Origin of the sequence: Streptococcus sanguinis (genome assembly GCF_900635155.1) — a bacterium.
In the GTDB taxonomy this organism is placed as follows: domain Bacteria; phylum Bacillota; class Bacilli; order Lactobacillales; family Streptococcaceae; genus Streptococcus; species Streptococcus sanguinis_G.
In genome coordinates, this window is record NZ_LR134002.1 from 1220011 (window position 1) to 1244549 (window position 24539).

The following is a 24539-nucleotide window of genomic DNA, read 5'->3' on the forward strand; positions in this document are numbered from 1 at the left end:
TGATGTTATATTGCTTGAGATTTCTGGATTGGGCAAAAACATCCACCACATTGTGGCGGATGTTATCTATTAGCTCTCCATCTCAAAACGCTCACTCTTCTGCTTGTTTGGCAAAAAGAGAGAAAGCAGGATTCCAACTAGAGCTGGCACCAACCAAGGCAGGGATGCCTGAGCAAATGGAAGGGCATTTACAATATCACTTATCCTAGTAATATGGAACTGCTGCCCAAGAATGCCCGCAAAGGAAATCAGAGTCACTGCTGCTACCGTCAATTGCATACCGATTTTGGACAGTGGCAAGAATTTATTGACAATGACAATCAGCACGATAACAATGGTAATTGGATAAAGAATTTGCAAGACTGGAACAGAATATTGGATAATGGCATTAAGGCCAAGATTAGCAATCGCAAACCCAATCAAAGTAAAGACGGTTGCGTAAACTTTATAAGACACCTTAGGGAAAGTTTTATGGAAGAATTCCCCAGTCGATACAATAAGTCCAGCTGTTGTCGTAAAGCAAGTCACAGTTACCATAGCTGCAAGAAAAATCTGTGCTGTAGGTCCAAAGATAGCCTGTGTCGCCTGCGACAGGACATAAACACCAGGATTGCCTTTGGCAATTATCTCAGCTGGAACTGGGAAATGATTGCCCAGAAAAGCCAAACCGATATACATGGCGCTAAATCCCAACGCTACCATCAAACCAACAACCCAGATGGTTGAAACATATTCCTTTTTATTCTTGAAACCCAGCTGGTTAAGAGTTGTTACTGCGATTACGCTGAAAGCCACGGAAGCCAAGGCATCCAGAGTATTATAACCTTCCAAGAACCCTTGCCCAAAAGCTGACACAGAATAAGCTTGCGAAGCCTGCTGAGGTGTCGTTGTTCCGTATTTCAAAGCTCCTAGAATGACTAAGATAATAATCAAAACTGCAAAGACAGGCGTCAGAATACGTCCAATCCGATCCAAAATCTTAGATGGATTCAAAGAAATCAGATAAGCAGCCACAAAGTAAAGGGTCGTGAAAACAATCAATCCTATACCTGTCATATTTTTAGACAGCATCGGAGCGATACCCACTTCATAAGCTACTGTCGCTGTCCGCGGAATAGCAAAAAAGGGCCCGATTGACAGATACAAGGCTACAAGATAGACAATAGCAAACCAAGGCGCAATTTTCTGAGAAATCTCATGGATGTAACCCTTAGGATTGAGTGTTCCAATAATCAAAGTCAAAACTGCAAGCCCAACCCCGGACAGGACAAATCCTGCAATAGCTGGCCAAAAATGCTGGCCAGATAATGTTCCAAGCGAAGGCGGGAAAATCAAATTCCCAGCACCGAAAAATATTCCAAATAAGAGCAAGCCTGTCAAGGCACCTTTTTTAATCACAGGAATCTCCTTTAAATTTTTTCATGCTTTATCATTATATATGGAAATAGCCCGCTCCGCAAGACTTTTGAATTTTTCAGAATATTGATTCAAATCAAAAGAGTATATATGATTTAAATCGAATTATTCATCCGGAATTTTGGGAAAAATCCTCACTTATCCACAGATTTTTTGGAGATTTTGAATGTTTTAAAACGAAACAACGTTTTTTGTTTTAAATCGTAATCTCTTTCCTTATCATTCTCTTCTTTACCTATCTTTCTTGAGTGGCTCCTTTATGTTATACTAAGAGAAGAAAAGTTAGAAAGAGCTTACATATCTCTTTGTCTATTTTATGTTAACTTCGCTTGTCTTTCCTAATCATTTATAGGAGGATCGATGTCCAAGATTGTTTCGAAACGCGTATCCAACTACGAACTATTTTTTGACTTATCCTTTGTCTTAGCGATTAGTCAGATGACTTCTGCCATTCATATCGAACCTTTGAATTGGCAGCAAATTGTAGCCTTTATCACTATCAACATTGTCATGATTAGCATTTGGAATAATGAAGCTTATTACTACAACAAATACGGTGATTCTCGCATGATTGACATTTACTCAGTGATTTTTCTCATGCTTTGGGTAGGAAATCTGGCTCTCAACATCAATTTTGATTTAGAAGTCCTTGCCAATAACCAGCTTACCGCTATCTCCTTTAATAGTTTTCTGATACTAGCTTACCTGACCATTGCCCTACAATATTATCTCAAGGGACGAAAGCTAGGATTTAATCGGGTCATGAAGTTTTATATCAGCTTCTTGCTTATCTATTCTATCGCTCTTCTTCCGCTAGCAACTACTCTGATTCCTTTTTCCCTTTCTGTTTTTCCAGTCTACTATCTTCCTCTGATTTTGCCCCTCTTTTTCAGAAAAGAACTCTTCACAGATCGCTTCAATTTCGCTCACTTTCTGGAGCGCAAGCAGCTTTTGACAATTCTGACTTTTGGTGAATCCGTTGTTACCATTATCCGCACCTATCCCCTCACTCACTATCCTTTGGAAGGCATTGTCTTCTTTCTCGGTTTAGGTTTTCTCTTTGTCTTTTATATTATCCAGACCTTTATCAATGTTAATCACCATCAAAATGCTTCACCACTTCTGCTCCACTATGCTCATTGGATTATCATACTGAGCCTCATGTTTCTTACTCTTGGTCTCCAGTTCATTGCCAATAAAACCCATCATGAATTAGGCAGCTATTTCTTTACCTTTTCCATCCTGGCCTTTTTCATCGGTACTTTAGCAACTTCTTGGTACAATCACGACTTCTACCAGATTGATAAGAAGCTGATTGGTCAGTACTCTCTTATCTTGTTTCTTTCTTGCTTCTTTTTCTATATCTTGCGCCATAACCTTTTTCTACTCGGCCTGTCCTTAGTCATTTCGACTTTTTTGATGCAGCAGACAGGTATGCGCTATCGACGCTTAATGCGTGAGAAATACAATATTGTACATCCCGATCCAAAACAAAATAAAAGAGATTTTTCATAGTAAAAAGGTTGAGACATCTTATCTCAACCTTTTAAAAATGGCTATAAATCATTTAGCAATCTTTACACATCGCTAAATCTTCTGTGCTTAATTTCGAATTCAAAAAAGTTCTTCTCTTGCAGCCTATGGAAAATATCTCGATAAGCCTCCTCATCAAAATGGTCTCCCAAATACAGGATTTCAAAGCTTAAGCTTTCATATTCCAGAAAGGCATTAGTCGTTCGAAAGCCGTTACGCTTATAGAAGTCCATACGTGCTTGACGTTGCTCTAAATTATCACATTCTTCATCGACACGTTCTACCTCTAAAACCATGGTTTTTTGATAAAACTCTGTCAGTTTATGAATAATTTCTCCCCCATAGCCATGGCTGCGAAGGTGCGGCATAATCGCAAAGAAGCTGACATAGAACATTTTTTCGTTATAAACTGCAAATGCAAAACCAACAAATTCTTCCTCATTGTAGAAGGCAAAGAAATGAGACCGTTTATCATTAGTATAGCGGAGAAATTCACTGATAGGAACTCTCTCTTCTTCAGGAAAAGCCTCGCGGTTTAAGGCCTCAACCTTATCTAAATCGGGAAATTCTGCTGTAATAATTTGACTTGTTAAAGACATTGCTACCTCACTTTGCTTAATATTCTAGCAGTTGTCAAAAAATTTAGCAAGCATTATCAAGCTTCTTCCGCCTTTTTAGAAAATTGGCTCTGATAGAGGTCATAATAAAATCCTTTATCAGCCAAGAGGCTCTCATGATTGCCTTGCTCGATAATCTGACCATCCTTGAGCACCAAAATCTTATCTGCTTCCTGAATGGTCGACAGTCGGTGAGCAATGACAAAACTGGTCCGCCCCTGCATGAGTGTTTTCATGGCTTTCTGAATCAAGAGCTCCAGCCGTGTATCAACAGACGAGGTCGCTTCATCCAAAATCAAAATCTTAGGATTGGCCAAAAGAGCCCTCGCAATCGTAAGCAACTGCTTCTGCCCCAGCGAGATATTGCTGGATTCTTGGTTCATTTCCATGTTGTAGCCGCCTGGCAAGGTTCGGATAAAGTGGTCCACATTAGCCGCCTTAGCCGCCTCTACAATTTCTTCATCAGTGGCTTGCAAATTGCCAAAGCGAAGATTTTCCTTGATAGTCCCTTCATAAAGCCAGGCATCCTGCAGCACCATACCGAACTGTTTGCGGTAGTCCTGGCGGGAAAGGTGGCGTATGTCATATCCATCAACTGTAATCGCACCTCTAGTCACATCGTAGAAACGCATGAGCAAGTTAATCAGCGTGGTTTTACCAGCACCAGTCGGACCAACAATAGCCACCATCTCTCCAGGTTTGACTTCCAGATTGAAATTCCGAATAAGCGGCTTATCTGCCACATACTGGAAGTCCACATCCTTGAAGCTAACCTGACCTGTCAGATCTTGATCCAGCTTTTCTGTCCTATCATTTACTTCATCTGCTTCGTCCAGAACTTGGAAAATCCGGTCTAAAGAAGACTTGGCACTCTGCAGCTGACCAGCTAACTGAGTCAGGTTTTGAATGGGCTGATTAATCTGCCAGACATACTGAACAAAGGCTTGCATATTCCCGACTGTCAAGCGCCCTGCAATAACCTGAAGACCGCCTAGGAGAGCCAGCAAGAGGTAGGTCAGATCTGAAATAACATTCAAAACAGGCATCATCAAACCAGAGATAAAACTGGCTTTAAAACCTACTTTCTGCAAATTTTGCGTAATTTGACGAAAATCCTCCTGGGAGCTTTCTTCTCTGACATAGAGCTTCAAGATATTAAAACCTGTCAGATTTTCCTGAACAAAGCCATTCATAGCTCCCAGTGCATCTGCCTGCTGTTTAAAGTAAGGCTGGGATTTCTTCACGATAAAGCGGGCACTAAGGTAGGTAATCGGAATCGAGATTACCACAATGATACCCAACTGCAGATTGAGTACTAATACCATGACAATAACCAAAATCAGAGTAAAGACTGCGTTGATAACCTGCAGAAAGGACTGCTGCAAGGCATTGGAAACAGCTTCGACGTCGCTGGTAAAACGCCCCAGTAAATCACCAAACTGGTGCTTATCAAAGTAAGAAACGGGGATGCGATTAATCTTATGACTAAGTTCATCGCGCAAGTCACGAATGGTAGCCTGTACTGCATTGGTCATAAAGTAATTAGAATAGTAAGAACCGATTTCATAAAAAATCGCCCGTACAAAATACAAGACCATGACCCAGCCAACATAGGACACATTAATCTGGGCACCAGCCACACCTTTAGCCATATCCAGCAAATTATTTGTCAGTTCTGTAATGGCTAGACCTAAGACAAAGGGCTCGACGACACTCATAACGACGCTGAGGATTTTGAGGAAAATCGCAAAGGCGACTGCAAACTTATAAACTTTTAGGTAGCTCCACAGGCGAGCAAAACTAGATGTGTTTTTCATATCAGTCTCCTTTCTATTCCTCTGCCAAAGATTGATTTTTCAGCTGCGAATCCGCAATTTCACGATAGATATCATTGGTTTCCATCAGCTCTTCATGCTTCCCGCGTCCAACGATTTCACCCTGATCCAGAACGATAATTTGGTCAGCGTCCATGATAGTTCCCACCCGTTGAGCTACAATCAGCACCGTTGCCTGACCTGTCACTTCCTTGAGGCGACGACGAAGCACCGCATCTGTCTTATAGTCCAGAGCAGAAAAAGAGTCATCAAAGATATAAATATCCGGCTTTTTGACCACCGCGCGAGCGATAGAGAGCCGTTGCTTCTGCCCTCCGGATAGATTGCTGCCTCCCTCGGCCAGATGAGTCTCAAAACGCTCTTCTCGACTCTCGATGAAGTCCTTGGCTTGAGCCACCTCAGCTGCCTGACTCAGCTCTTCTTGGCTGGCTTCTTCCTTTCCGTAGCGTAGGTTTTCCGCGATGGTTCCGGTAAATAGCAGAGCTTTCTGCGGGATAAAGCCAATCTTCTGACGCAAAGCTTTCAGATTGTACTCACGGACGTCCACAGCGTCCACTAAAATCTTACCTAGTGTTACATCGTAAAAGCGCGGAATCAACTGTACCAGTGTAGACTTACCAGAACCAGTTGAACCGATAAAGGCAATAGTCTCACCCGGTTTAGCCTTGAAGGAAATATTATGCAGTACAGGACTCTCTGTCTCACCTGGATAAGCGAAGGTTACATTGTCAAACTCCAGATAACCCTGCGTATCTGTCTCGGTTACACCATTTTCATTAGGATTGATTGAAATGGGCATGTCCATGACTTCCTTGAGCCGCTGGCTCGATACCGCCGTCCTTGGATACATAGTAAAGAGATTGGCCAAGAAGAGGAAGGACAGCAGCGCGTGAAAGCTGTATTCGATAAAGGCAACGAGATTTCCGATTTCAAGACTGCCGTCCCGCAAGGGGTCTAGGGCAAACCAGACAATGGCCACAATCATGGCAATAATAATCTGCACAAAGAGCGGCTCAGTCAGACCAGTCAGCTTAAAGAGCTTATTGGAGTTTTGCGCATAGACCTCATTTTCATCAGCAAAACGATTCTCTTGAAATTCCTCTCTTGCAAAAGCCCGAATAACGCGTAGACCAGTCAGATTTTCCCTTACATACTGATTAATCTTATCAAGGGTCTTCTGCTGCTTTTCAGACAAGGGCTTGGTTTTAACCGCCACATAAATGACCACAACAGCCAAGAAAGGCACTGAAACAGCTACAATCCAGGCCAGAGACGGACTGGTCAGAAAAATCATAAGAATACTGGACAGCATCATCATGGGAGTAATGACACCCATTTTCAGGGTTTGCTCTGCAAACTGCATAAGCACAAAAGCATCCGCGGTCAAGCGCGTGACCAATGAAGACACACCGATTTGCTCATACTCATGATGAGAATACTCTTGCAGCTTGGCATAGAGATCATTGCGCATGTCCTGCACCATGGTCGTCGTTAGCTTTCCAGCCGCATAAGCCAGAACAATTCGCCCCAGCACTCCTAAGATAATAACGCCAAACATGACCCAAGCCCAGAAAAAGAGCCGGTCTGTCTGCTTAGGATTGATTCCCTCATCGATCATTCGAGCCAGTACCGTTGGCAGGCCTAGATTGACAATTACAAAAAAGATTGCCGCAACAAAGTCCAAGACCAGCCACTTAGGATATCTCTTCAAATAAGACCAAATGTATAACATAAGTCCTCCTTCACCATCTATTCAAAAATAACTCACTCTAAAGTACTCAGTACCTTTAAAACACAGAAAAGAGCGCGCAAATGCACGCCTTAATACAAATATTATAACAAAAATATGAAGGAGGGTAAAGGTCATTTCAGGCTTTTTTCTGCCTATTATCAGCCTCATAAATGACTGTCAGCAGCAAACTGCCTGAAAGCAGACCCGCAACTGTTTTAATTGCATGACTTATATAGAAAAACAAACCTAGTTCTCACTAGGTTCGTCATTTCTTATCTGCAAGAAGGTCTGAGTCTAAGAGTAATTCAAGCTCTGCCCTAACATTTCAGACTTGCAACTTTGCAGACCATTTGACAGCTCAAACCAATCACTTCTGGTTTTCAAAGATTGATGTTCTGAAATCTTTAGTCTGATCAAGGTAAGCTTTGAAGACTGCTTTTTTCAGCTTGTGTACAGCACTGTCATGTTCTGGTTTATAGCCACTCCAAGAATACCAATTATCGTTTGCATCTTTGAGAACTGCTTCATCCATCAAGGTTTGCAACTCTCCAACAGTACTTATAGTCTTAGTAGCAAAACTTGTCCATGGTTGTCTCGTATCATCAAATGTGACCTTGTTCAGGCTGTCGAACTTGTTTTTACGTTCTTCATACATAGCCTTCTTAAACTCAGTCCAATTATTAAACTGACCATCGAAGACCTTGCGTAAAACCAAGTCATCTGTTACCAGACCTCTGGTCTTACCATAGATACTGATCGTTTTCCCGTTTTGCTTAGCATCATCTTCATACTGATTAGAGATATAAGGGACCATACCATCTTTGAAGCCCTTGGCTGCCAGAAGCTCATAAGCCATACGCCGTCCCATAAGATCTCCAGGCGTTCCTTTTTCACTGCTTAAAGCCGAATAAATCGGAGAGAAGAGCTTAATCGTATGGTAGCCGTTTCTTTCTACATCACCATTTTTGTACTCACGCGCTGAAAGGATATCATTTTCAATGAGACTGTCGAATGAATTTAATTTTTGCGCATCCGCCATTGTAATATTTTTTATCACATTCGTTGCGTAAACATCATTTCCATCCGCATCTCGGACATATTTATTATCGATTTTTCTTAGCGCGTTCACTTTCTGCACATCGGACAGGCGGTTCACGATTGACATCCCTTCTAGGTACTCCAACATATAAATGACATCAAACATGTTATGAACATAATTTTTCAGATCATCCGCATTTTGGAAACGTTTAGTTGGATCCAAGACTTGCAAACGAGATTTTTCCGTCACATCATTCTTGTCATATTTGAGAATTGAGTTGACTGTGATTGTCGCATCATCTGGATGATCCGGTGCTTGCAACAAGCCCTTGGCAAAGAATTCAGGACCAAGACCGCTTCTTCTTCCATATCCGCCTAAATAGATCTCGTTATCAGAATCATGCGTCATTTCATGGGTATAGGTAATGGCTCCGTCCTTGTCCAGCATACGATAGCCCATGTAGTAAACGCCGTCCCCGGTAGCGTAAGCTCCATGCCTATTGTGTACGACCTTGTTTCCAACAGGTCCAAAGAAATACTTCATAGCTGGATTAGAACTGTCAAATTGTGCCTCCGCTGTAGCCTTGCCGACAGTAGCATCATCACCGAACTTATAGGCATCATAGAGTAAGATATTTCGATAGAGCTTTTCACGGCCCTGCTCGTCTAATATTCTATACCAATAATCATAATGGTCGCGTTGACGTTTTGCGGTTTCTTGGGCATTATCCTCAACAAACTTATTGAGTTCTGCCCCTGCTTTGTGCTCATTATTTCTATATCTGTCATAGGCACCAAAGCCAAGACTGGATATAGTCGATATGACAAAGACCGATCTTTCAGGCATTGTCAGCAAAGGAAGGACCATATTTCGGTATTTCCAAGTGTCGCTGGTAATTCGATCATACACCCCTATAGAGTATTTGCTGCCAGCTTGTTCTTGCTTGACCTTCACCTCATCAATAGCTGATTTTTCTTCAACGATATAAGCCTTGGTTTGCTCTTTGAACCATTGATTATTTGTTTTGTTTGGTAAAAATACCTCTCGGTAATTGGCCAGCGTGCTAAACAAATCTTTTGTTGCATTATTGTTTGCAAGGCTGATGCTATAAGCATCTACGTTGTTCTTGGCCAGAAGATTGTTAAAGCCAGATTTACCTAATTCAATGATTGTATCTAGAGGTGACACGTTGCCCTTACCAAAGAAATCCATGTGGTACATGACTAAGTCTTTAATATTCACGTCACCATAGTTAAAGTTGTACCAGCGCTCTAAATAGGTCAAACCTAGAAGCAAGGCTTCCTTGTTGCGTTTGATTTTATCAACGACATAACCATTAATCGTTTGATTTTCGCTGGCAATGACTGCATCGGCAGACAAAAGTTTTTCCAGTGTATTTGCTAGATTTTCCTTGGTTTTAGCAAACTGCTCTTCTAAGTATAACTCCGTCAGTGAAACGCCTGAAGAAATACCTAGGGTGTTTCTGATAGACTCTGACTGATAATCGACCGCTCTCAAATCAGGCAAAACTTCATTAATGATCGAACTATGACTATGCAAGAATTGATTTGGCGTATAGATGAGACCTGTATCACCCACACGGTATTCTGCTAACTTACTAAAGTCAGATTGGTAGGTGAGATCTAGCTTTTCAGATGAATGATCTTTATAATGAAGCAAGAGCTTATTCGCCGCTTCTTTATGCGAAGCAATATCTGTAATCACTTCATTATCCTTCATCATGACTGCAGATAAGATTTCTTTTTCAAACAAAGTGCTATCTTCTTTTACCAGATTACCGTATTTGACAATGGTTGCCTTATTATAAAACGGCAGTAATTTTTCAATATTCTTATATGCTAAAGCTCGACTGGCTTGATAGTCTTCAACCTTAGAAAAATCACTTTCTTTATTAGTGCTAGTCAGTAGGGGTTCAACAATCGGTACAGAAAGAGGGTTGATTTCAGATTTCTTACTTGCGATTTGAGAAGCATCAAGGATTGTTCCTCTCTCTTCAAGAGATTCCTTGGTCACAACCTCATCCTTTTCAAGAGTCACTTTGTAGACTCTGTTGTCTTTGTTGCTAAATGAGTCAGTTATCCTCATCCCTCGATAGTGATAGCCACTAATCGCATTCCCGTTCATAACATTAACATCACTAAGAACATTATGCAATCTTCCAGCATGTCTCTCTTCGTTAGACTCTCTATCCCATAAGTAGCCAGCTACACCTGCAACACTTCCAAAGCGCTTCGCATTATTAATGTTGCCCTCGGCGTAACTATTGCTGATAAGCGCATCTTTCTCGACAAGACCTGCAAGGCCGCCGACAGTTTGGTTTGTACTATCCGCATTTGACGAGATGGTAATTGTAGCTTTTGACTTATCAACTACTGCGTTGATGCCAGTCAGTTGACCTACTAATCCTCCGATATCGTATGGTGCCTTCGTTTCATAGGAGTTGATAATTCTTCCCTTGAAACTGCTGTTCTTAATCTTAGAATTATCAGCTTTCCACACCAAGCCACCAATGCCACGTTCGCCAGCCAGAACACCGTCTACATGGACATTGTTAATTCTTGTTGCATTATTCGCTTCATTTGCAAGGGCTCCAATATCAGTTTTCCCAGAGATATTTGCATCTTTAAGAGCTAGATTTTCTACAGTAGCAGCGCTCAATGTGTCAAATAAAGGCTTCTTCAAATTATAAATAGCATAATTTTTTCCGTCTTTGCTGCCAAAGAGCTTACCAGTAAATCTGCCCTTTATATAACTGCTAGCGCCATTTTCTAGTTCAACCTCATTGGCATTCAAACTAGCACCTAAATAATAAGTTCCATTGAGATCGTTATTTATAGCTTGAACCAAGTTACTAAAGGAAGTAAAGTTTGTGACTTCTTTCGCTGCCTTTTTAGCTAGATAGAAGGTAAAATTGTCCTCGTATTTATTGTCAATGTCCTGTTTTAATTTTTCAGCACTTGCTGTAATTTTATAAACTGGCTGACCATCTTTCGTGCTATCTACTATTGAAGAAATCGGCAAGAAAACATCTTTAAATTTAGAAGATTTCACTTTCACAAAATAATTCTCTTTGTTGCTTGGAATGGCCTCCAGAGAAACGTGCTGCTTGTATTTTCCATCAGTTAGACTATACAGCTCTACATCAGATACATTTCTTAGCTCGATATTCTTTTCTGGTTCTTGCTTCTGCTCTTTTGGCTCTTGAGCTTTTTCAGCAGGATTTTCCGCTTCTGACGCCGCTGGTTCGATGTTTCCGGTATATTCTTGCGGAGGCTCTACCTGCTCGGGCTCTACTATGGCTCCTGATTGAACGCCTGTATACTCTGGCAATGGAGTCACTTGTTCGGGGGCTACTACTGCACCTGATTGAACGCCTGTATATTCAGGCGACGGGGTGACTTGTTCGGGGGCTACTACTGCACCTGATTGAACGCCTGTATATTCAGGCGACGGGGTGACTTGTTCGGGGGCTACTACTGCACCGGTTTGAGTTCCCGTATACTCTGGCAATGAAGTCACTTGCTCAGGTTCAACAATTGCGCCTGATTGAGTTCCTGTGTATTCCGGTAATGGTGTAACTTGCTCGGGAGCGACCACCGCGCCTGCTTGAACCTCTGTATATTCTGGTAAGGGAGTCGCTTGTTCGGGTGCCACTACTGCACCTGATTGAACACCAGTGTATTCTGGTAACGATGTAACTTGCTCGGGTTCAACGATGGCGCCTGATTGGACACCACCGATTTCAGGTTCAATTTGTTCAGGCTCAACTATAGCTCCAGATAATGCACCTGTATACTCAGGCAATGAAGCCACCTGCTCAGGCTCAACGATTGCGCCAGATTGGACGCCTGTGTATTCTGGTAAGGGAGCGACTTGCTCGGGTTCCACCAAGTTAGAAGCTACTAGCTTTTCACTTGGCGTTTCAAGCTTTTTAGTCCCTTTTTCCACTATTTTAGGAGTCGCTTCCTCTATTTTAGTCGAAAGAACTTCTCTTGAAACTTCCGCATTATCTACAGTAAAAATTCGAACGACTTCGATTTTACGGCCTGGTTTGCCTTCTTGTTTTACTCTTACAGTACCTTCAGCTAAATCAGGATTCTCTTGTATTTGTTCTCCAAAGGCTATCTCAGTTTCAATGTTCTCTTCTTTGTATAATAGCTCAGGCTTAGCTACTCGGCCAGACAAGACTTCATCTTGAGGCTCAATTGTATTGACGCCAAGAGTTTGATTTTTCAGCCCATTCTTATCAAAAGAAACTGAATAATCTAGCTTCTTATTTTGGTTTAAAGTTTCTTTATCTAGATTAGCATTCTGCTGATTATCAAGCATCTTATTGTCTAATAATTTCTGAATCGATTCATCTTTTATGTAGCCAACATAGGTATAGCCCGAGATCTCACCTGGTGACGGCAGACTTTCCCCAGCTGACACTTGATATTCCGCATTATACTGCAGTAAGATCCCATTCTCCAGTGCATCGACGGATAGTATCAAACCTCCTCCGACACCAGCACCCACCAAAACAGTCAATAGGAACTTGCTTTGAACCTTTCTTTTTGACACAACAAAAACAACCAATCCTATCGTCGTTAACAGACCGGCCGTCATCATAGTATTGGAGTTGTTGCTGTCGCCTGTATTCGGTAAGGTTTTTGCTCCAGTATTTGAGTTTAACCTGTAGACAAGATAGTAAGTTTCCTCGTTGCCTTCTGACATTTTAGGAAATCCACTTACAATCAACTCCTTTTCTTGCGGAGTTATTTCAGTATCTGTCACGTATTTATAGTGTACATTCAACTTCTCCTGTGCTTGAACAGAGTCAACCCCAACGATAGAAACAAAAAACAAACTAGAAATAGCAGCCGAAACAAGCCCGACAGCTAATTTCCTAAAAGCAAAACGAGTTTGCTTCTCCCCAAAAAACTTTTTCATAAAAACCCTTTCAAATTATTCTAAAAAGAATAACAAATCCTTTAACCAGAGAACGAGCAACAATATCAATTGCATTCATTCATCTGAATCCCCCTAACAAAAATTCCCTAATCAACAATCTCATATAACTTTTATCTTATTCATAATATCTCCTAAATCGCAATAATCTGTCTAAATTATATCATACAATCCTATTTTTTGTTAGCGTTTTAACATAAAAATAATTTTGGGATACAAAAAAACCAAGTCTTTCGACTTGGTTGATTTCTATGCATGGAAACTCTATTATTTAAGAGTAACTGAAGCACCAGCTTCTTCCAATTTAGCTTTAAGTTCTTCAGCTTCTGCTGCAGCAACGCCTTCTTTGATAACGTTTGGTGCACCATCAACGAGTTCTTTAGCTTCTTTAAGGCCAAGACCAGTGATTTCACGTACAACTTTGATAACGCCGACTTTCTTGTCACCAGCTGCAGTCAATTCAACGTCAAATGAATCTTTAGCAGCGGCAGCTTCACCAGCACCAGCAGCAGCTACAGCTACAGGAGCAGCTGCAGTTACACCAAATTCTTCTTCGATAGCTTTTACAAGGTCGTTCAATTCAAGGATTGAAGCTTCTTTAATTTCAGCAATAATGTTTTCAATGTTCAATGCCATTGTTATTTCCTCCAAATAAGTTTTAAATTTATAATATTTTTTTCGTAGCTAAGCTACGCTGCGTAGCTTAAAATTAAGCTGCGTCTTCTTTGTTTTCTGCAACTGCTTTGACAGCAAGTGCAACGTTGCGAACAGGCGCTTGAAGTACAGAAAGGAGCATAGAAAGAAGTCCTTCGCGGTTTGGAAGAGTTGCAAGTGCAAGAATCTCTTCTTTTGATGCGACAGCGCCTTCGATTGCACCACCTTTGATTTCAAGTGCTTCAGCGTTCTTAGCAAAGTCGTTCAAGATTTTCGCTGGAGCAACAACATCTTCGTTAGAAAATGCTACTGCAGATGGTCCAACAAAAACAGATGCCAAGTCTTCAAGTCCAGCTTTTTCAGCTGCACGACGCAAGATTGAGTTTTTGATAACTTTGTACTCAACTTCGCTTCCACGAAGCTCACGACGAAGAACGGTATCTTGCTCAACAGTCAAACCACGAGCGTCGACAACGACGATAGATGCAGCAGCTTTCATTTTTTCAGCAACTGCGTCAACCAGTTCCGCTTTTTTAGCAATAATAGCTTCACTCATTTAGTGTTTCACCTCCGTAATTATTTTGCTTGGGGATTTTTCCAAAAGAAAAACGCGCCCAAACCTAGACACGAAAGTACAATACGCTTCTTTTTACATGATACGTTTTGTCCTCGGTAGGATCTTTATGAGTCGAGCTCCCCTACTGTCTTAGGCAGTTTTTTCAAACCATTGATAATTATAGCAAAAGAAAAAAAAGATTGCAAGCTTTTTATACAATCTTTTAAAAATTAGTCATTATTTTCTGCAAATCTCTTACTTGACTAATATCTACTTCTTTCCCTTAGTCGTATGTTTCGAGTTCAATATAATCAAAGTTCTCTCTTATATAATCAAATAAGGCGTCTTTATGAGCTTTCTGATTCATTCCAATAAACTTTCGCAACTCATCTGTCCGGAGTTCAGATTCACTGCCATCAAGGTACCATGCAGAAAAATGAACTCGTCTTACCTCACGAAAACGGGAAAGACGAAAAACAGACGCCTTCATAAATGCACCTATCTTAGAACATTCTGGTAGGTAGGCAATATCAAATGTCCTGTAACAAATGAGATGATCGCCATAAACCAAAACTTGCAAATCTTTGTCAAGGTAGTCCGCATCGTTGAGATAGTCCCAGCTATCTTCAAGCTCAGGGTAACAACCTCTCAATTCCTGAATATTGCTGTTTAACAGAAGATTATTTTTTATCATTCTATAGATAGACTCGACTAAACTCATATGGATCCAAATAAAGAAAAGAATAAACATAAAATTATCACGAATCATATCTAGCCAAAATGATAATCCTTCTTTTAATGTATAATAAATAAAACTACACGAATATAAACCAAAGAAGATAGCACTTATTACTGGACCAATCATCATCAAAATTCTAGCTCTAAGCGGCGAAAACTCAAATCTTTTTCCCACTTCCCTCAGTTCCTCCTAAACTCAATTCTTTATCTCCTTTTATATCGCATCCCCCCTCTTGTGTATTTAACTTTGTTTATCATAGAAAAAATTTATTTCAGTAGTTTTATGACATATTAGGAAAAGTCTTCTTAAGCAGATTTCTGCTTTCTTCATCGGCAGGCAGCCATCCGTCATTGAAAACACGATCTTTTATCCAAAAACGATTATAGAAAAAAGTCCAAAAGAAATTAAAGGCTGTTCCAATTGGCTTTAACAAATCTTCTGGAATGAAAAGCACAGCAATAACAAGCAAAGCGCAGAAAGAACCTAAAATAATACCAAAGTATTTCCAGTCCTTTCGAAAAAGCGGGACAAAAAAACTAAATAGTAACGTTGTAATAGAGTAGGATGGTGACAAGGTTTTAACTTTGCTTCCATCTGGTGACTGAATAGTGATCTTATTCATAACATCTCCTTTTGATTACATAATATACCAAATTAATTTAACAAACTTCGATAAATCTGTCAACTGTTTTGCTTAGATATTAGAGATTGAAAGTCAATGAACATTAAAAAGAGACTAGAAAGTTAGTCAAAGATCGTACTAGAGAACTGAATGGAATTGACTTCTTTGTTTGAATTAGACCTTTAAAGTGTGAAATTTAAATGTTTTTTCAAAAAAATACAGCCCTAAGGCTGCATTTTAATCCACGTAATTTTCTTCCTTTTTATTAAACCAAGCGTATGGCAAACCTATGAGTAGGCCACCACCGATGAGATTACCGATAAAGGTTACGCCCCAGTGGCGTAGGATATTTCCAATACCAAAATTTTGCACTTCCGCTGCTGCTGAGCTAAATTTCACGATAGCAAAGGAAGCAAAGTTGGCTGCCAAGTGTTCGTTAGTCAGGAATACAAACATATAAATGGCTGATATAACTAAGAAGAGCTTAGCTGTACTATCCTTGACCAAAACAAAGGAAAGAATAGCAATATTAACAAAGATATTGGCTAACACTCCCTCGAGCAGAATCAGCTCATTAGATCGAGCAAGCTTCATCTGTACAACACCAGAAATGAAACTATCTTTGCTAAGCCCTGCGTAAGCAGCCGAGTTAGCAAAGAGCCAGCCGGCAATCAAAGCTCCAATCAGATTGAAAAAGGTACAATAAAGCAAAATCATCAAAGCCTTTTTCCAGTCAATCTTCTTCAAAAAGGTACCAGCAGTCAGAAACATCATATTGGAAGTCACCAACTCTGCATTTAGAAAGACAATGTAAGCCAATCCCCAAGCAAAGATGAAAGGAAAGAGAAAACGCCCAGTTCCTGGAACGATCTTATTCGTCAAATCAGCCGCAATAGCTCCAGCACCAGTACTAAAGGTTAGGAAAGCTCCAGCAAAGATGGAACGAACAGCGTACTTGGCCTTGCTTGTATCAAACAAAGCTTCTTTCTTGTGGCAAGCTGCTTCAATTTTAGGGATAAATGTCGATTCAGGCATAAAAATTTCTCCTATTAATTTAAACTATGTATAGTATATCACAAAGTTCTTGCTTTTGATAGCGTTTTCGAGAACCTTTTTGAATTTTCTAAAAAAGGATTGAAAATTTATTTTCAACCCTTTAATCCTTTGGCTAACTGAGCAATATCTTCTGGCCGTGTTCGACAGCAACCACCAAAAAGCTGCACTCCTTGATTTTGCCAAAGTTTGCTATTTTCCAGCAAGCTCCGCTCCCGCTCTGGATCGTCATGCCAAGTCTTGGTCAAGCCATTATAAGTTTCGCCAGAATTTGGATAGGTCAGAAAAGGTTTGTTGCACACTTGTCCAAGCCTATCTAATAATGGAGCAATTAAATGTGGAGCTGTACAGTTAAAACCAACTGCCAGGACTTGTGGGCTTTCTTGAGCCAAGTTTCCTAATTCCTGAATCTTAGTGCCATCTGATATAGCATTCTCCGACTGGGCAACAAAGGACAAATAAGCCTCAGCCTGCGGAAATTCCTCAGCTAAAAGTCGGAGGATTGCTACTACTTCTGATCCATTTGGAATGGTTTCAATAGCCAATAAATCACAGCCTGCTTCTAACAAAGCTTGGATACGCGGACGGTGAAAATCTCGAAACTCTTCTTCACTCAGCTGGTAGTTTCCCGTATACTCGGAACCATCAGCTAAATAAGCAGCATAAGGCCCTACTGAGCCTGCAACCAGAGGATAGGGCCGCTGCTTTTGCTCTTCCGGAGATAATGCTTGCCAGACATTTTCGATTGCCTTTTGTGCTAAGAAGACGGTCTCTTTTAAAAGATCATAACCCTTTTCAGGAGTTAGTCCTGTCTCTATAAATGCTGGAATACTAGCCTGATAACTGGACGTAGTGATGATGTCACTGCCAGCTCTCACATAGCTTTCATGCACATTTTGAATAATCTGAGGCTGGTCTAATAGGTATTGAGCGGACCAAAGCTTACCAGATACATCATAACCACGGCTTTCCAACTCTGTACCTAAGGCTCCATCTAAAATAATAATTTCTTGCTTGTCAAGCAAATCTTTAAATTTTCCCATGAAATACTCCTAAAATCTACGATTAAACATAAAAAGAGGTCTCCCTCTTTTTTGTTGTCTTTATTAAAATCTATTCGCCCAAGCAGTATCGACGTCCAAGATATCTTGAGTAGTGTATTGCTGACGATAAGGATTGTAAACGATATAGCCAGCACCAGACTCATAGAGTGGTGAATCAAAGCGAGTCAGATCGTATTTTTCAATAATATAATTCAATTTAGCATTATAGCTAGTATCTGTCGCATAGACACCAGTCAGGGCGGCTGTTGCATCCTGATAGGTTGGTGCATTACTCTTCCATGCGCCTGCAAAATGCCCCTGTTTGAGAACCGCAACATAGTCTTGCAGAGACTCTACATAGCTAGGATATGAACGGAAGCTATCGTTGATGGTATAAGCATTTCCCTCTCCATCATCTTCCCAAGTCTCCATATTAGCAGACTGACCGTCATAGTGACCTTTGATACCGAAAAGGTTATAATGAGGTTCACCAGACAGACCAGACTGTCCTGAACCACTTTCCAAAATGGCCTGTGCAATCATAACAGAGGCATAAAGATCATTATCCTGTCCCAACTGACGCGCTGGCTCACCGATTTGTGAAATGAAATAGTCTGTCTGATTCATAGGCTGCTGGTCGCTATTATTGGCACTAGCAGGATTAATATGCTTTGCCAAGATGAAACCAACAGCAATCGTTGTTGTCATGATGAATAAAGCTGAAAGGATTCTCTTACCTTTTTTTGAAATTCTCTTTTTCACAGCACTTCTCCTGAATAAGATGTTAATGATACCATTGTAACATACTAAAGATTAAAAAAACACTATTGATAATTTACAAGTATATGACATTTTTCGTTTTATTTCAAAAAAACCAACTAGAGAAAGAGTTGGTTTTAATTCGTATTATTAAATTTTTGACAAAATCGCGTCCCAAGCAGCATCTAAGCCATCCTTGGTGACAGAGGAAAAAAGAATGAAATCATCATTTTTGTCAAAGTCCAGCTTTTTCTTAGTAGCTGACTCGTGCTTATTCCATTTTCCGCGAGGAACTTTATCAGCTTTGGTTGCAACTAAAATGACTGGAATGTCATAATATTTCAGAAATTCATACATCTGCACATCATCTGCACTAGGATCGTGCCGAAGATCGACAAGGCTGACAACCGCTCTGAGATTTTCACGATTGGTCAGATACTCCTCAATCATCCGGCCCCATTTTTCACGTTCTTTTTTGGAAACACGGGCATAGCCATAACCTGGCACATCGACAAAACGCAGCTTGTCATCAATGTTGAAAAAGTTTAGCAGCTGCGTTTTTCCAGGTTTTCCTGACGTTCGCGCTAAATTTTTGCGATTGAGAAGTGTATTGATGAAGCTGGACTTTCCGACATTTGATCGGCCAGCTAAGGCAATCTCTGGAATATCATCTTGAGGGTAGTGCGATTTATTTGCTGCACTCAGCAAAATCTCAGCATTGTGTGTGTTGATTTCCATAGGTACCTCGTTAGGCAGTCTCTAGAATAGGCTTGTCTGTTCCATCTACTGCTTCTTTGGTAATGCGGACAAGTTTGACATTTTCCTGACTTGGAACTTCAAACATGACATCCATCATAGTTTCTTCGATGATTGATCTAAGACCGCGTGCACCGGTTTTACGTTCAATCGCTTTATTGGCAATCTCCTGCAAAGCATCTTCGTCAAATTCAAGCTTAACATCATCATAAGATAGAAGCGCCTGATACTGCTTAATAAGGGCGTTTCTAGGCTCTTTCAAAATCCGAACCAAATCATCAACTGTCAGTTGCTCCAGAGCAGCAAAAACAGGCAAACGACCAATCAACTCAGGGATAATTCCAAACTTTTGAACGTCTTCTGAGATAATTTCCTGCATATAGGACCCATCTTCGTCAATCGCCCGGTTATTCTGACCGAAACCAATGATTTTCTCACCCAGACGCTGTTTGACGATTTCTTCGATACCGTCAAAAGCACCGCCAACAATGAAGAGAATATTCTTGGTATCAACCTGAATCATTTCCTGCTGCGGATGCTTGCGTCCACCTTGCGGCGGTACACTAGCTACTGTTCCTTCGATAATCTTCAAGAGAGCTTGCTGAACTCCTTCACCCGAAACATCACGAGTAATTGAGACATTCTCACCTTTCTTGGCAATTTTATCAATCTCATCGACATAGATAATGCCGCGTTCTGCACGCTCAATATTAAAGTCAGCAGCCTGCAAAAGCTTGAGGAGGATATTTTCCACATCTTCACCGACATAACCAGCTTCAGTCAAAGCTGTTGCGTCCGCAATGGCGAAAGGCACATTGAGGCTGCGAGCCAGAGTCTGCGCCAGGAAGGTCTTACCTGACCCGGTCGGACCAATCATCAAAATATTTGACTTTTGCAGTTCCACATCTTCTTCTTCACGGCTGTCGTGATAGTTAATACGCTTGTAGTGATTATAGACCGCTACCGCTAAGGCACGCTTAGCTCGGTCTTGCCCGATAACATAGTGGTTCAAGATATTCAGCAGCTCCTGAGGTTTTGGCACCTCAGACAAATCTGCCAGCACTTCCTCAGCTAGCTCTTCACGGATGATTTCCTGCGCCAGTTCCACACATTCATTACAGATAAAGGCATTGTTACCAGCGATAATCTTCTGCACCTCATCTTGGTTCTTCCCACAGAAAGAACAAAAAACCATCATATCATCATTACGACTTGTAGGCATTGTTTACTCCAATTCTAAAATTCTAAATCTATTTATTTTCTTTCGTACATGTTAAAAAAGTGTCATATAAAAAGCATGAATGGAATTTACAAGATTTGTAAAAGCATTCAACAAAAATAAAGCCGCCAGTCCAAACCGCTTTTTCCGAAAGGTTTGAACGGCACAAATAAGGCAAATGACACATAAAAAGGCCGTAAAAAAACCAAAAATACTACGTTCCATTCTTACGAGTCCTTCCTTTGGTATCTTTTTATAGTGAAATCATAAGGATTCTTTTCATCTTTGGCATGAAATTCACTGCTAACTTCTTGATAAGGAGCCCAGTCAAATGTCTCAGGGAAATAGGTATCTCCTTCAAGCTTAGCAGCAATCTGAGTCTGAATCAATTCTTCCAAATACGGCTCAAAAGCCCTGATAATCTGCGCTCCGCCGATAATATACAAGTTTCTATCCTGACTGTGGTACCAATCCAAGACATCTTCCACATTGCTGAACAGTAAGACATTTTCATTGTCAAATTGATAGTTCTTGTCCTTGCTCAAAATCAGACTGATTCGATTTGGTAAAACGCGACGCTGCAAACCATCAAAGGTCACACGCCCCATCAAAATAGCATGTCCAGTCGTCGTTGCCTTAAAATGCTGCAATTCTGCCGGGAGATGCCAGGGCATGACCTTGTCTTTTCCAATCAGACCATCCTCTGCCTGAGCCCAAATGGCAATAATCTTCTTTGTCATCCTTTTATCCTTTGTATTAGTAACTCTATTCTATCAAATTTGCTGTAAAAAGGCATGTTTAAAGTATGATTCAAGCAGAACTTTTGCAGAGGTTGGCAGTTTTCGCATACACTTATCAAAATCGTTAAATAGCCAAATCGAACTTCAGCTGAGGTTTAACGGGATTATAGTCCAGCAAGTCAAAATCTTCTGCTTTGATATCAAAGAAATTGGTTCCATCCGGCACATTTAACACGAGCCTAGGGTAACAGTCGCTAGGTTCCCGACGCAATAGCTCCTCCGCCTGCTCGAACTGATTGTCATAGATGTGCAAGTTATTGATAAAGTAAAAGAACTTGCCGACCTTCCAGCCGAAATGCTTGGCAATCATCATCTGCAGAGCCACATACTGCATAGCATTGATGTGGTGAGCAACTAACATATCATTTGAGCGCTGAGTCAGAGTCGCATCCAGATAAATGTCTCCATCTACACGCCGAACGTCAAACATGGTTTGAAAAGCGCATGGAAGCAGGCCGTCACTCTCTTCAAAAGCTTCATAATCCCAGAGAGAGATGATATTGCGACGGTTCCAAGGATTGGCTTCCAACTGTTGGAGAATTTTATTGATAATATTGTGCTTCTTGACAACAGCTCCGTAGCGCTGGCCAATGGTACCTGTATCGCCAACTTCCCAGTCATTCCAATAGTGAACATTATACTTGTCGTTGAGCAATTCCAAGCTATTAGACTGGTCTTGATAGATCCAAAGAACTTCCTTGATAGCAGACTTGATGGCAATAGGACGCAGAGTTGTGATTGGAAACTCGCCCTTGCTCAAATCGTATTCCGCAAAAGAACCAGTGATATATTTGGAGTTAGCCACATTTCCATCTTTGTAGCGCGGACGGGCATTTTCAGAAAAAACACCCTGCTCCATAATTTTTTTAATATTCTCTTTGAAAATCGTATCTGCTAGCGTCATGATTTCTCCTTCGTTCAGTGAGCTTTTTCTAGTATAGCAAATTTTCTATAAAAATTCTCCTACAGACCTTTCTGCAGGAGAACAAATGAAGCATACTTGTAGAATTATTGTAATACCAATGAAGCTGCCCCGATAACGCCAGCATCATTTCCAAGAGTAGCCAAGGCCAACTTGGTTGAAGTACGAACCTGCGGGAAGCTATTCCCTTCATAAACCTTGCGCACACCATCAAGTAAGAAGTCACCCGCAGCTGATACGCCACCACCAATAACGATTGTAGATGGGTTGAGAATAGAGCCGATATTGGCACAGGCAATACCTAGATAGCGCGCGAAATTGCGATAGACAATCAGAGCCAGCTCATCGCCCTCTTTCGCCAAGTCGAAGACAACCTTTGCATTGACATCTTCACCATTGTCAATCAGTTTTTTCAGCTCAGCATCACCAGCATACTCATCAGCATAGCGACGAGTCAAATTAACAATACCAGTCGCAGATGCAACAGTCTCTAGGCAGCCTTTCTTGCCACAGGTACATTGAATCGGCTGATCGAAGTCAACAGTGATGTGGCCCAACTCTCCTGCTGCTCCAGCAAGTCCGTGCAAGAGCTTGCCTTCTGCAACAATTCCTCCGCCAACACCTGTACCCAGTGTCATAAAGACTACATCAGGCTGGTTCTCTCCAGCACCCATCCAACGTTCGCCCAAAGCAGCAACGTTAGCATCGTTGTCAATATAGAAAGGAATCCCAGTCGCTTTTTCAATCTTATCCTTGACTGGCTGAAGCGTCTTCCAATTAAGGTTGTAAGCACCAATAACAGTGCCCTTTTCTCGGTCAACAACTCCTGGCGAACCCATTCCAATCCCGATAAAATCCTCTGCTGAAAGCTGAAGCAAGTCCAAACGATGCAGGATTGACTCAATCATATCCTCTACGATGTGGCTACCTTCGTCCAAAACATTGGTTTTAATGGACCATTTTTCCTGAATTTCACCCTCTGAGGTCAAAATAGCAAACTTAATAGATGTTCCACCAAGGTCAATTCCGATTATTTTTTTCGACATGATGTTCTCCTCTGTGTTTTATTTATCATCATTATATCAGATTTTTTCAGTAAGGAAAAGGTTTGCATAAAGAAAAGTGAAAATCAACAAAAATCTAACTTTGCTAATTCTCTTAGCCACTTTTATCCTTTACTTTCTTGTACTAGTAATTTCTTTTTCTTAACCAATGGCTTATGGTTAGATTCTATCCTCCACTCTCTTTCATAATACTTCATTGAATCATATATACGTTCCAGAAACGTTTCTTCAAGAAAAATCAACGGGATAATTAAATCAACTTGATTTTTAAAGACGCGCTTCTTATTTTTACGTACAATAGCTGAAGTTTTACAAAGTCCCTCGACGTCATTAAAATTTATTTCAATTCTGTAAGAAGTTGTAAACCTGTTTCGTATTATACGAAAATTTATCTCTGACACATCTTTCCATGAAAAAAATTCTCTATCAGCCACTAGAGAAGGCTTATAATAGAAACCGTTCACCGTTAGTCTAATGAACTCTTTGTCAGCAAAAAGAAGACTCCAAGAAGCGAACAAAATTAGATATAAAATCAAAAGTAATACTAATAAAATGTAAGAATAAAAATATGTCAGTCGATTTTCCAAAACGATAAAACATACAAAAAAATAAGACAAAAAAATAGAAAATAAACTATTAAGAATTGCCCAAAAAAGTATTTTTTCGAACTTCTTTTTATTATTCTTTCTTGCACTATTTTTCACCAATAATCTTTTCTATATTTACTCATCCTAACTCACAACTCTTTTGTAAAATAATATCTTTCACCAGTATAGGGGTATTCTTTCAACGCGAACACTTCTGTATAGCCGTGCTGTTTATAAAAATCTGGGGCTTGAAACCGATACGTATCCACAAATGAATATTTGCATTTTCTTTCTCTGGCTTCTTGTTCAGCCCTACAAAGTATTTTTGAGCCTATGCCTTGCCCTCGTAAATCCTCACTCACATACAAATATTCAATCTCCAGCCAATTACCAAAAGTTTCGGCCGCCATACCAGCCAGCAGATTTCCTTGTTCGTCTTCTACATAGATGTTAAGAGGCTCACTTTTGGAGAACTCTCTTTTAGAGCGATTGTAGGATCTGATTAAATTTCCCAGTTCTTGTGTCTTCTTCGAGTTGGTATTTTCCAATCTTAGTTTCATAGATGCCTCCGTTCCATCTCTAAAGGTTTTAGATTTAAAGTTTATGAAACTGTTCGGACTAT

The 24539-nt window shown here is 40.6% G+C and carries 20 protein-coding genes and 1 other annotated feature; of the genes, 1 reads left to right on the forward strand and 19 read right to left on the reverse strand.

All coding sequences use genetic code 11. The annotated features are described in order from the left end of the window. Positions 1–69: 69 nt before the first annotated feature. On the reverse strand, positions 70–1398 hold the full coding sequence (brnQ, locus tag ELZ47_RS06305; protein WP_126435596.1) for a branched-chain amino acid transport system II carrier protein: 1329 nt from the start codon (positions 1396–1398) through the stop codon (positions 70–72). Positions 1399–1776: 378 nt separating this feature from the next. Here brnQ and ELZ47_RS06310 point away from each other — a divergent pair, with 378 nt between their 5' ends. Beyond that, complete coding sequence (locus tag ELZ47_RS06310; protein ID WP_126435597.1) at positions 1777–2931, forward strand: low temperature requirement protein A; 1155 nt, start codon at positions 1777–1779, stop codon at positions 2929–2931. Positions 2932–2993: 62 nt separating this feature from the next. Here the strand turns inward: ELZ47_RS06310 and ELZ47_RS06315 are convergent, their stop codons facing one another. From ELZ47_RS06315 to ELZ47_RS06405, 18 genes are all read right to left on the reverse strand, one after another. After that, positions 2994–3548 (reverse strand): GNAT family N-acetyltransferase, encoded by a 555-nt coding sequence (locus ELZ47_RS06315; protein WP_126435598.1) that lies wholly within the window; start codon positions 3546–3548, stop codon positions 2994–2996. 56 nt (positions 3549–3604) lie between these two features. Next, positions 3605–5383: an ABC transporter ATP-binding protein gene (locus ELZ47_RS06320; RefSeq protein WP_126435599.1), complete on the reverse strand. Its 1779-nt coding sequence runs from the start codon at positions 5381–5383 to the stop codon at positions 3605–3607. 13 nt (positions 5384–5396) lie between these two features. Continuing rightward, on the reverse strand, positions 5397–7133 hold the full coding sequence (locus ELZ47_RS06325) for an ABC transporter ATP-binding protein (protein WP_126435600.1): 1737 nt from the start codon (positions 7131–7133) through the stop codon (positions 5397–5399). A 367-nt stretch (positions 7134–7500) separates the two neighbouring features. Continuing rightward, positions 7501–13125 (reverse strand): ZmpA/ZmpB/ZmpC family metallo-endopeptidase, encoded by a 5625-nt coding sequence (locus ELZ47_RS06330; RefSeq protein ID WP_126435601.1) that lies wholly within the window; start codon positions 13123–13125, stop codon positions 7501–7503. A gap of 285 nt (positions 13126–13410) precedes the next feature. Then, positions 13411–13779, reverse strand: coding sequence for a 50S ribosomal protein L7/L12 (gene rplL / locus ELZ47_RS06335; protein ID WP_002895571.1), 369 nt, complete (start codon positions 13777–13779; stop codon positions 13411–13413). A 73-nt stretch (positions 13780–13852) separates the two neighbouring features. Continuing rightward, entirely contained in the window at positions 13853–14353 is a 501-nt protein-coding gene (rplJ, locus tag ELZ47_RS06340) for a 50S ribosomal protein L10 (RefSeq protein WP_126435602.1), read from the reverse strand. Between the two features lie 37 nt (positions 14354–14390). After that, positions 14391–14526, reverse strand: a sequence feature (ribosomal protein L10 leader region). A gap of 110 nt (positions 14527–14636) precedes the next feature. Continuing rightward, complete coding sequence (locus ELZ47_RS06350) at positions 14637–15266, reverse strand: hypothetical protein (protein ID WP_002895573.1); 630 nt, start codon at positions 15264–15266, stop codon at positions 14637–14639. Positions 15267–15372: 106 nt separating this feature from the next. Continuing rightward, a complete protein-coding gene (locus tag ELZ47_RS06355; protein WP_125331009.1) occupies positions 15373–15714 on the reverse strand; it encodes a hypothetical protein in 342 nt (113 codons plus the stop codon). Positions 15715–15951: 237 nt separating this feature from the next. Further along, on the reverse strand, positions 15952–16749 hold the full coding sequence (locus tag ELZ47_RS06360; protein WP_002904443.1) for a formate/nitrite transporter family protein: 798 nt from the start codon (positions 16747–16749) through the stop codon (positions 15952–15954). Between the two features lie 113 nt (positions 16750–16862). Beyond that, positions 16863–17810, reverse strand: a complete 948-nt coding sequence (mmuM, locus tag ELZ47_RS06365) for a homocysteine S-methyltransferase (RefSeq protein ID WP_126435603.1) — start codon at positions 17808–17810, stop codon at positions 16863–16865. A gap of 63 nt (positions 17811–17873) precedes the next feature. After that, on the reverse strand, positions 17874–18572 hold the full coding sequence (locus ELZ47_RS06370) for a glucosaminidase domain-containing protein (RefSeq protein WP_126435604.1): 699 nt from the start codon (positions 18570–18572) through the stop codon (positions 17874–17876). A gap of 147 nt (positions 18573–18719) precedes the next feature. Further along, the gene (gene yihA, locus ELZ47_RS06375; RefSeq protein ID WP_126435605.1) at positions 18720–19307 is read right to left on the reverse strand and encodes a ribosome biogenesis GTP-binding protein YihA/YsxC; all 588 of its coding nucleotides are present in this window, start codon (positions 19305–19307) and stop codon (positions 18720–18722) included. A gap of 10 nt (positions 19308–19317) precedes the next feature. Then, entirely contained in the window at positions 19318–20547 is a 1230-nt protein-coding gene (gene clpX / locus ELZ47_RS06380) for an ATP-dependent Clp protease ATP-binding subunit ClpX (protein WP_002917310.1), read from the reverse strand. A 51-nt stretch (positions 20548–20598) separates the two neighbouring features. Continuing rightward, entirely contained in the window at positions 20599–20769 is a 171-nt protein-coding gene (locus tag ELZ47_RS06385) for a hypothetical protein (protein WP_002895584.1), read from the reverse strand. A gap of 2 nt (positions 20770–20771) precedes the next feature. After that, positions 20772–21284 carry a dihydrofolate reductase gene (locus ELZ47_RS06390; protein WP_126435606.1) on the reverse strand — a complete coding sequence of 171 codons (513 nt, stop codon included), beginning with the start codon at positions 21282–21284 and terminating at the stop codon, positions 20772–20774. A 124-nt stretch (positions 21285–21408) separates the two neighbouring features. After that, the gene (locus ELZ47_RS06395) at positions 21409–22248 is read right to left on the reverse strand and encodes a thymidylate synthase (RefSeq protein ID WP_002915301.1); all 840 of its coding nucleotides are present in this window, start codon (positions 22246–22248) and stop codon (positions 21409–21411) included. Between the two features lie 104 nt (positions 22249–22352). Continuing rightward, positions 22353–23312, reverse strand: coding sequence for an ROK family glucokinase (locus ELZ47_RS06400; protein WP_126435607.1), 960 nt, complete (start codon positions 23310–23312; stop codon positions 22353–22355). Between the two features lie 754 nt (positions 23313–24066). Then, positions 24067–24477 carry a GNAT family N-acetyltransferase gene (locus tag ELZ47_RS06405; protein ID WP_002933857.1) on the reverse strand — a complete coding sequence of 137 codons (411 nt, stop codon included), beginning with the start codon at positions 24475–24477 and terminating at the stop codon, positions 24067–24069. Between the last annotated feature and the right edge of the window lie 62 nt (positions 24478–24539).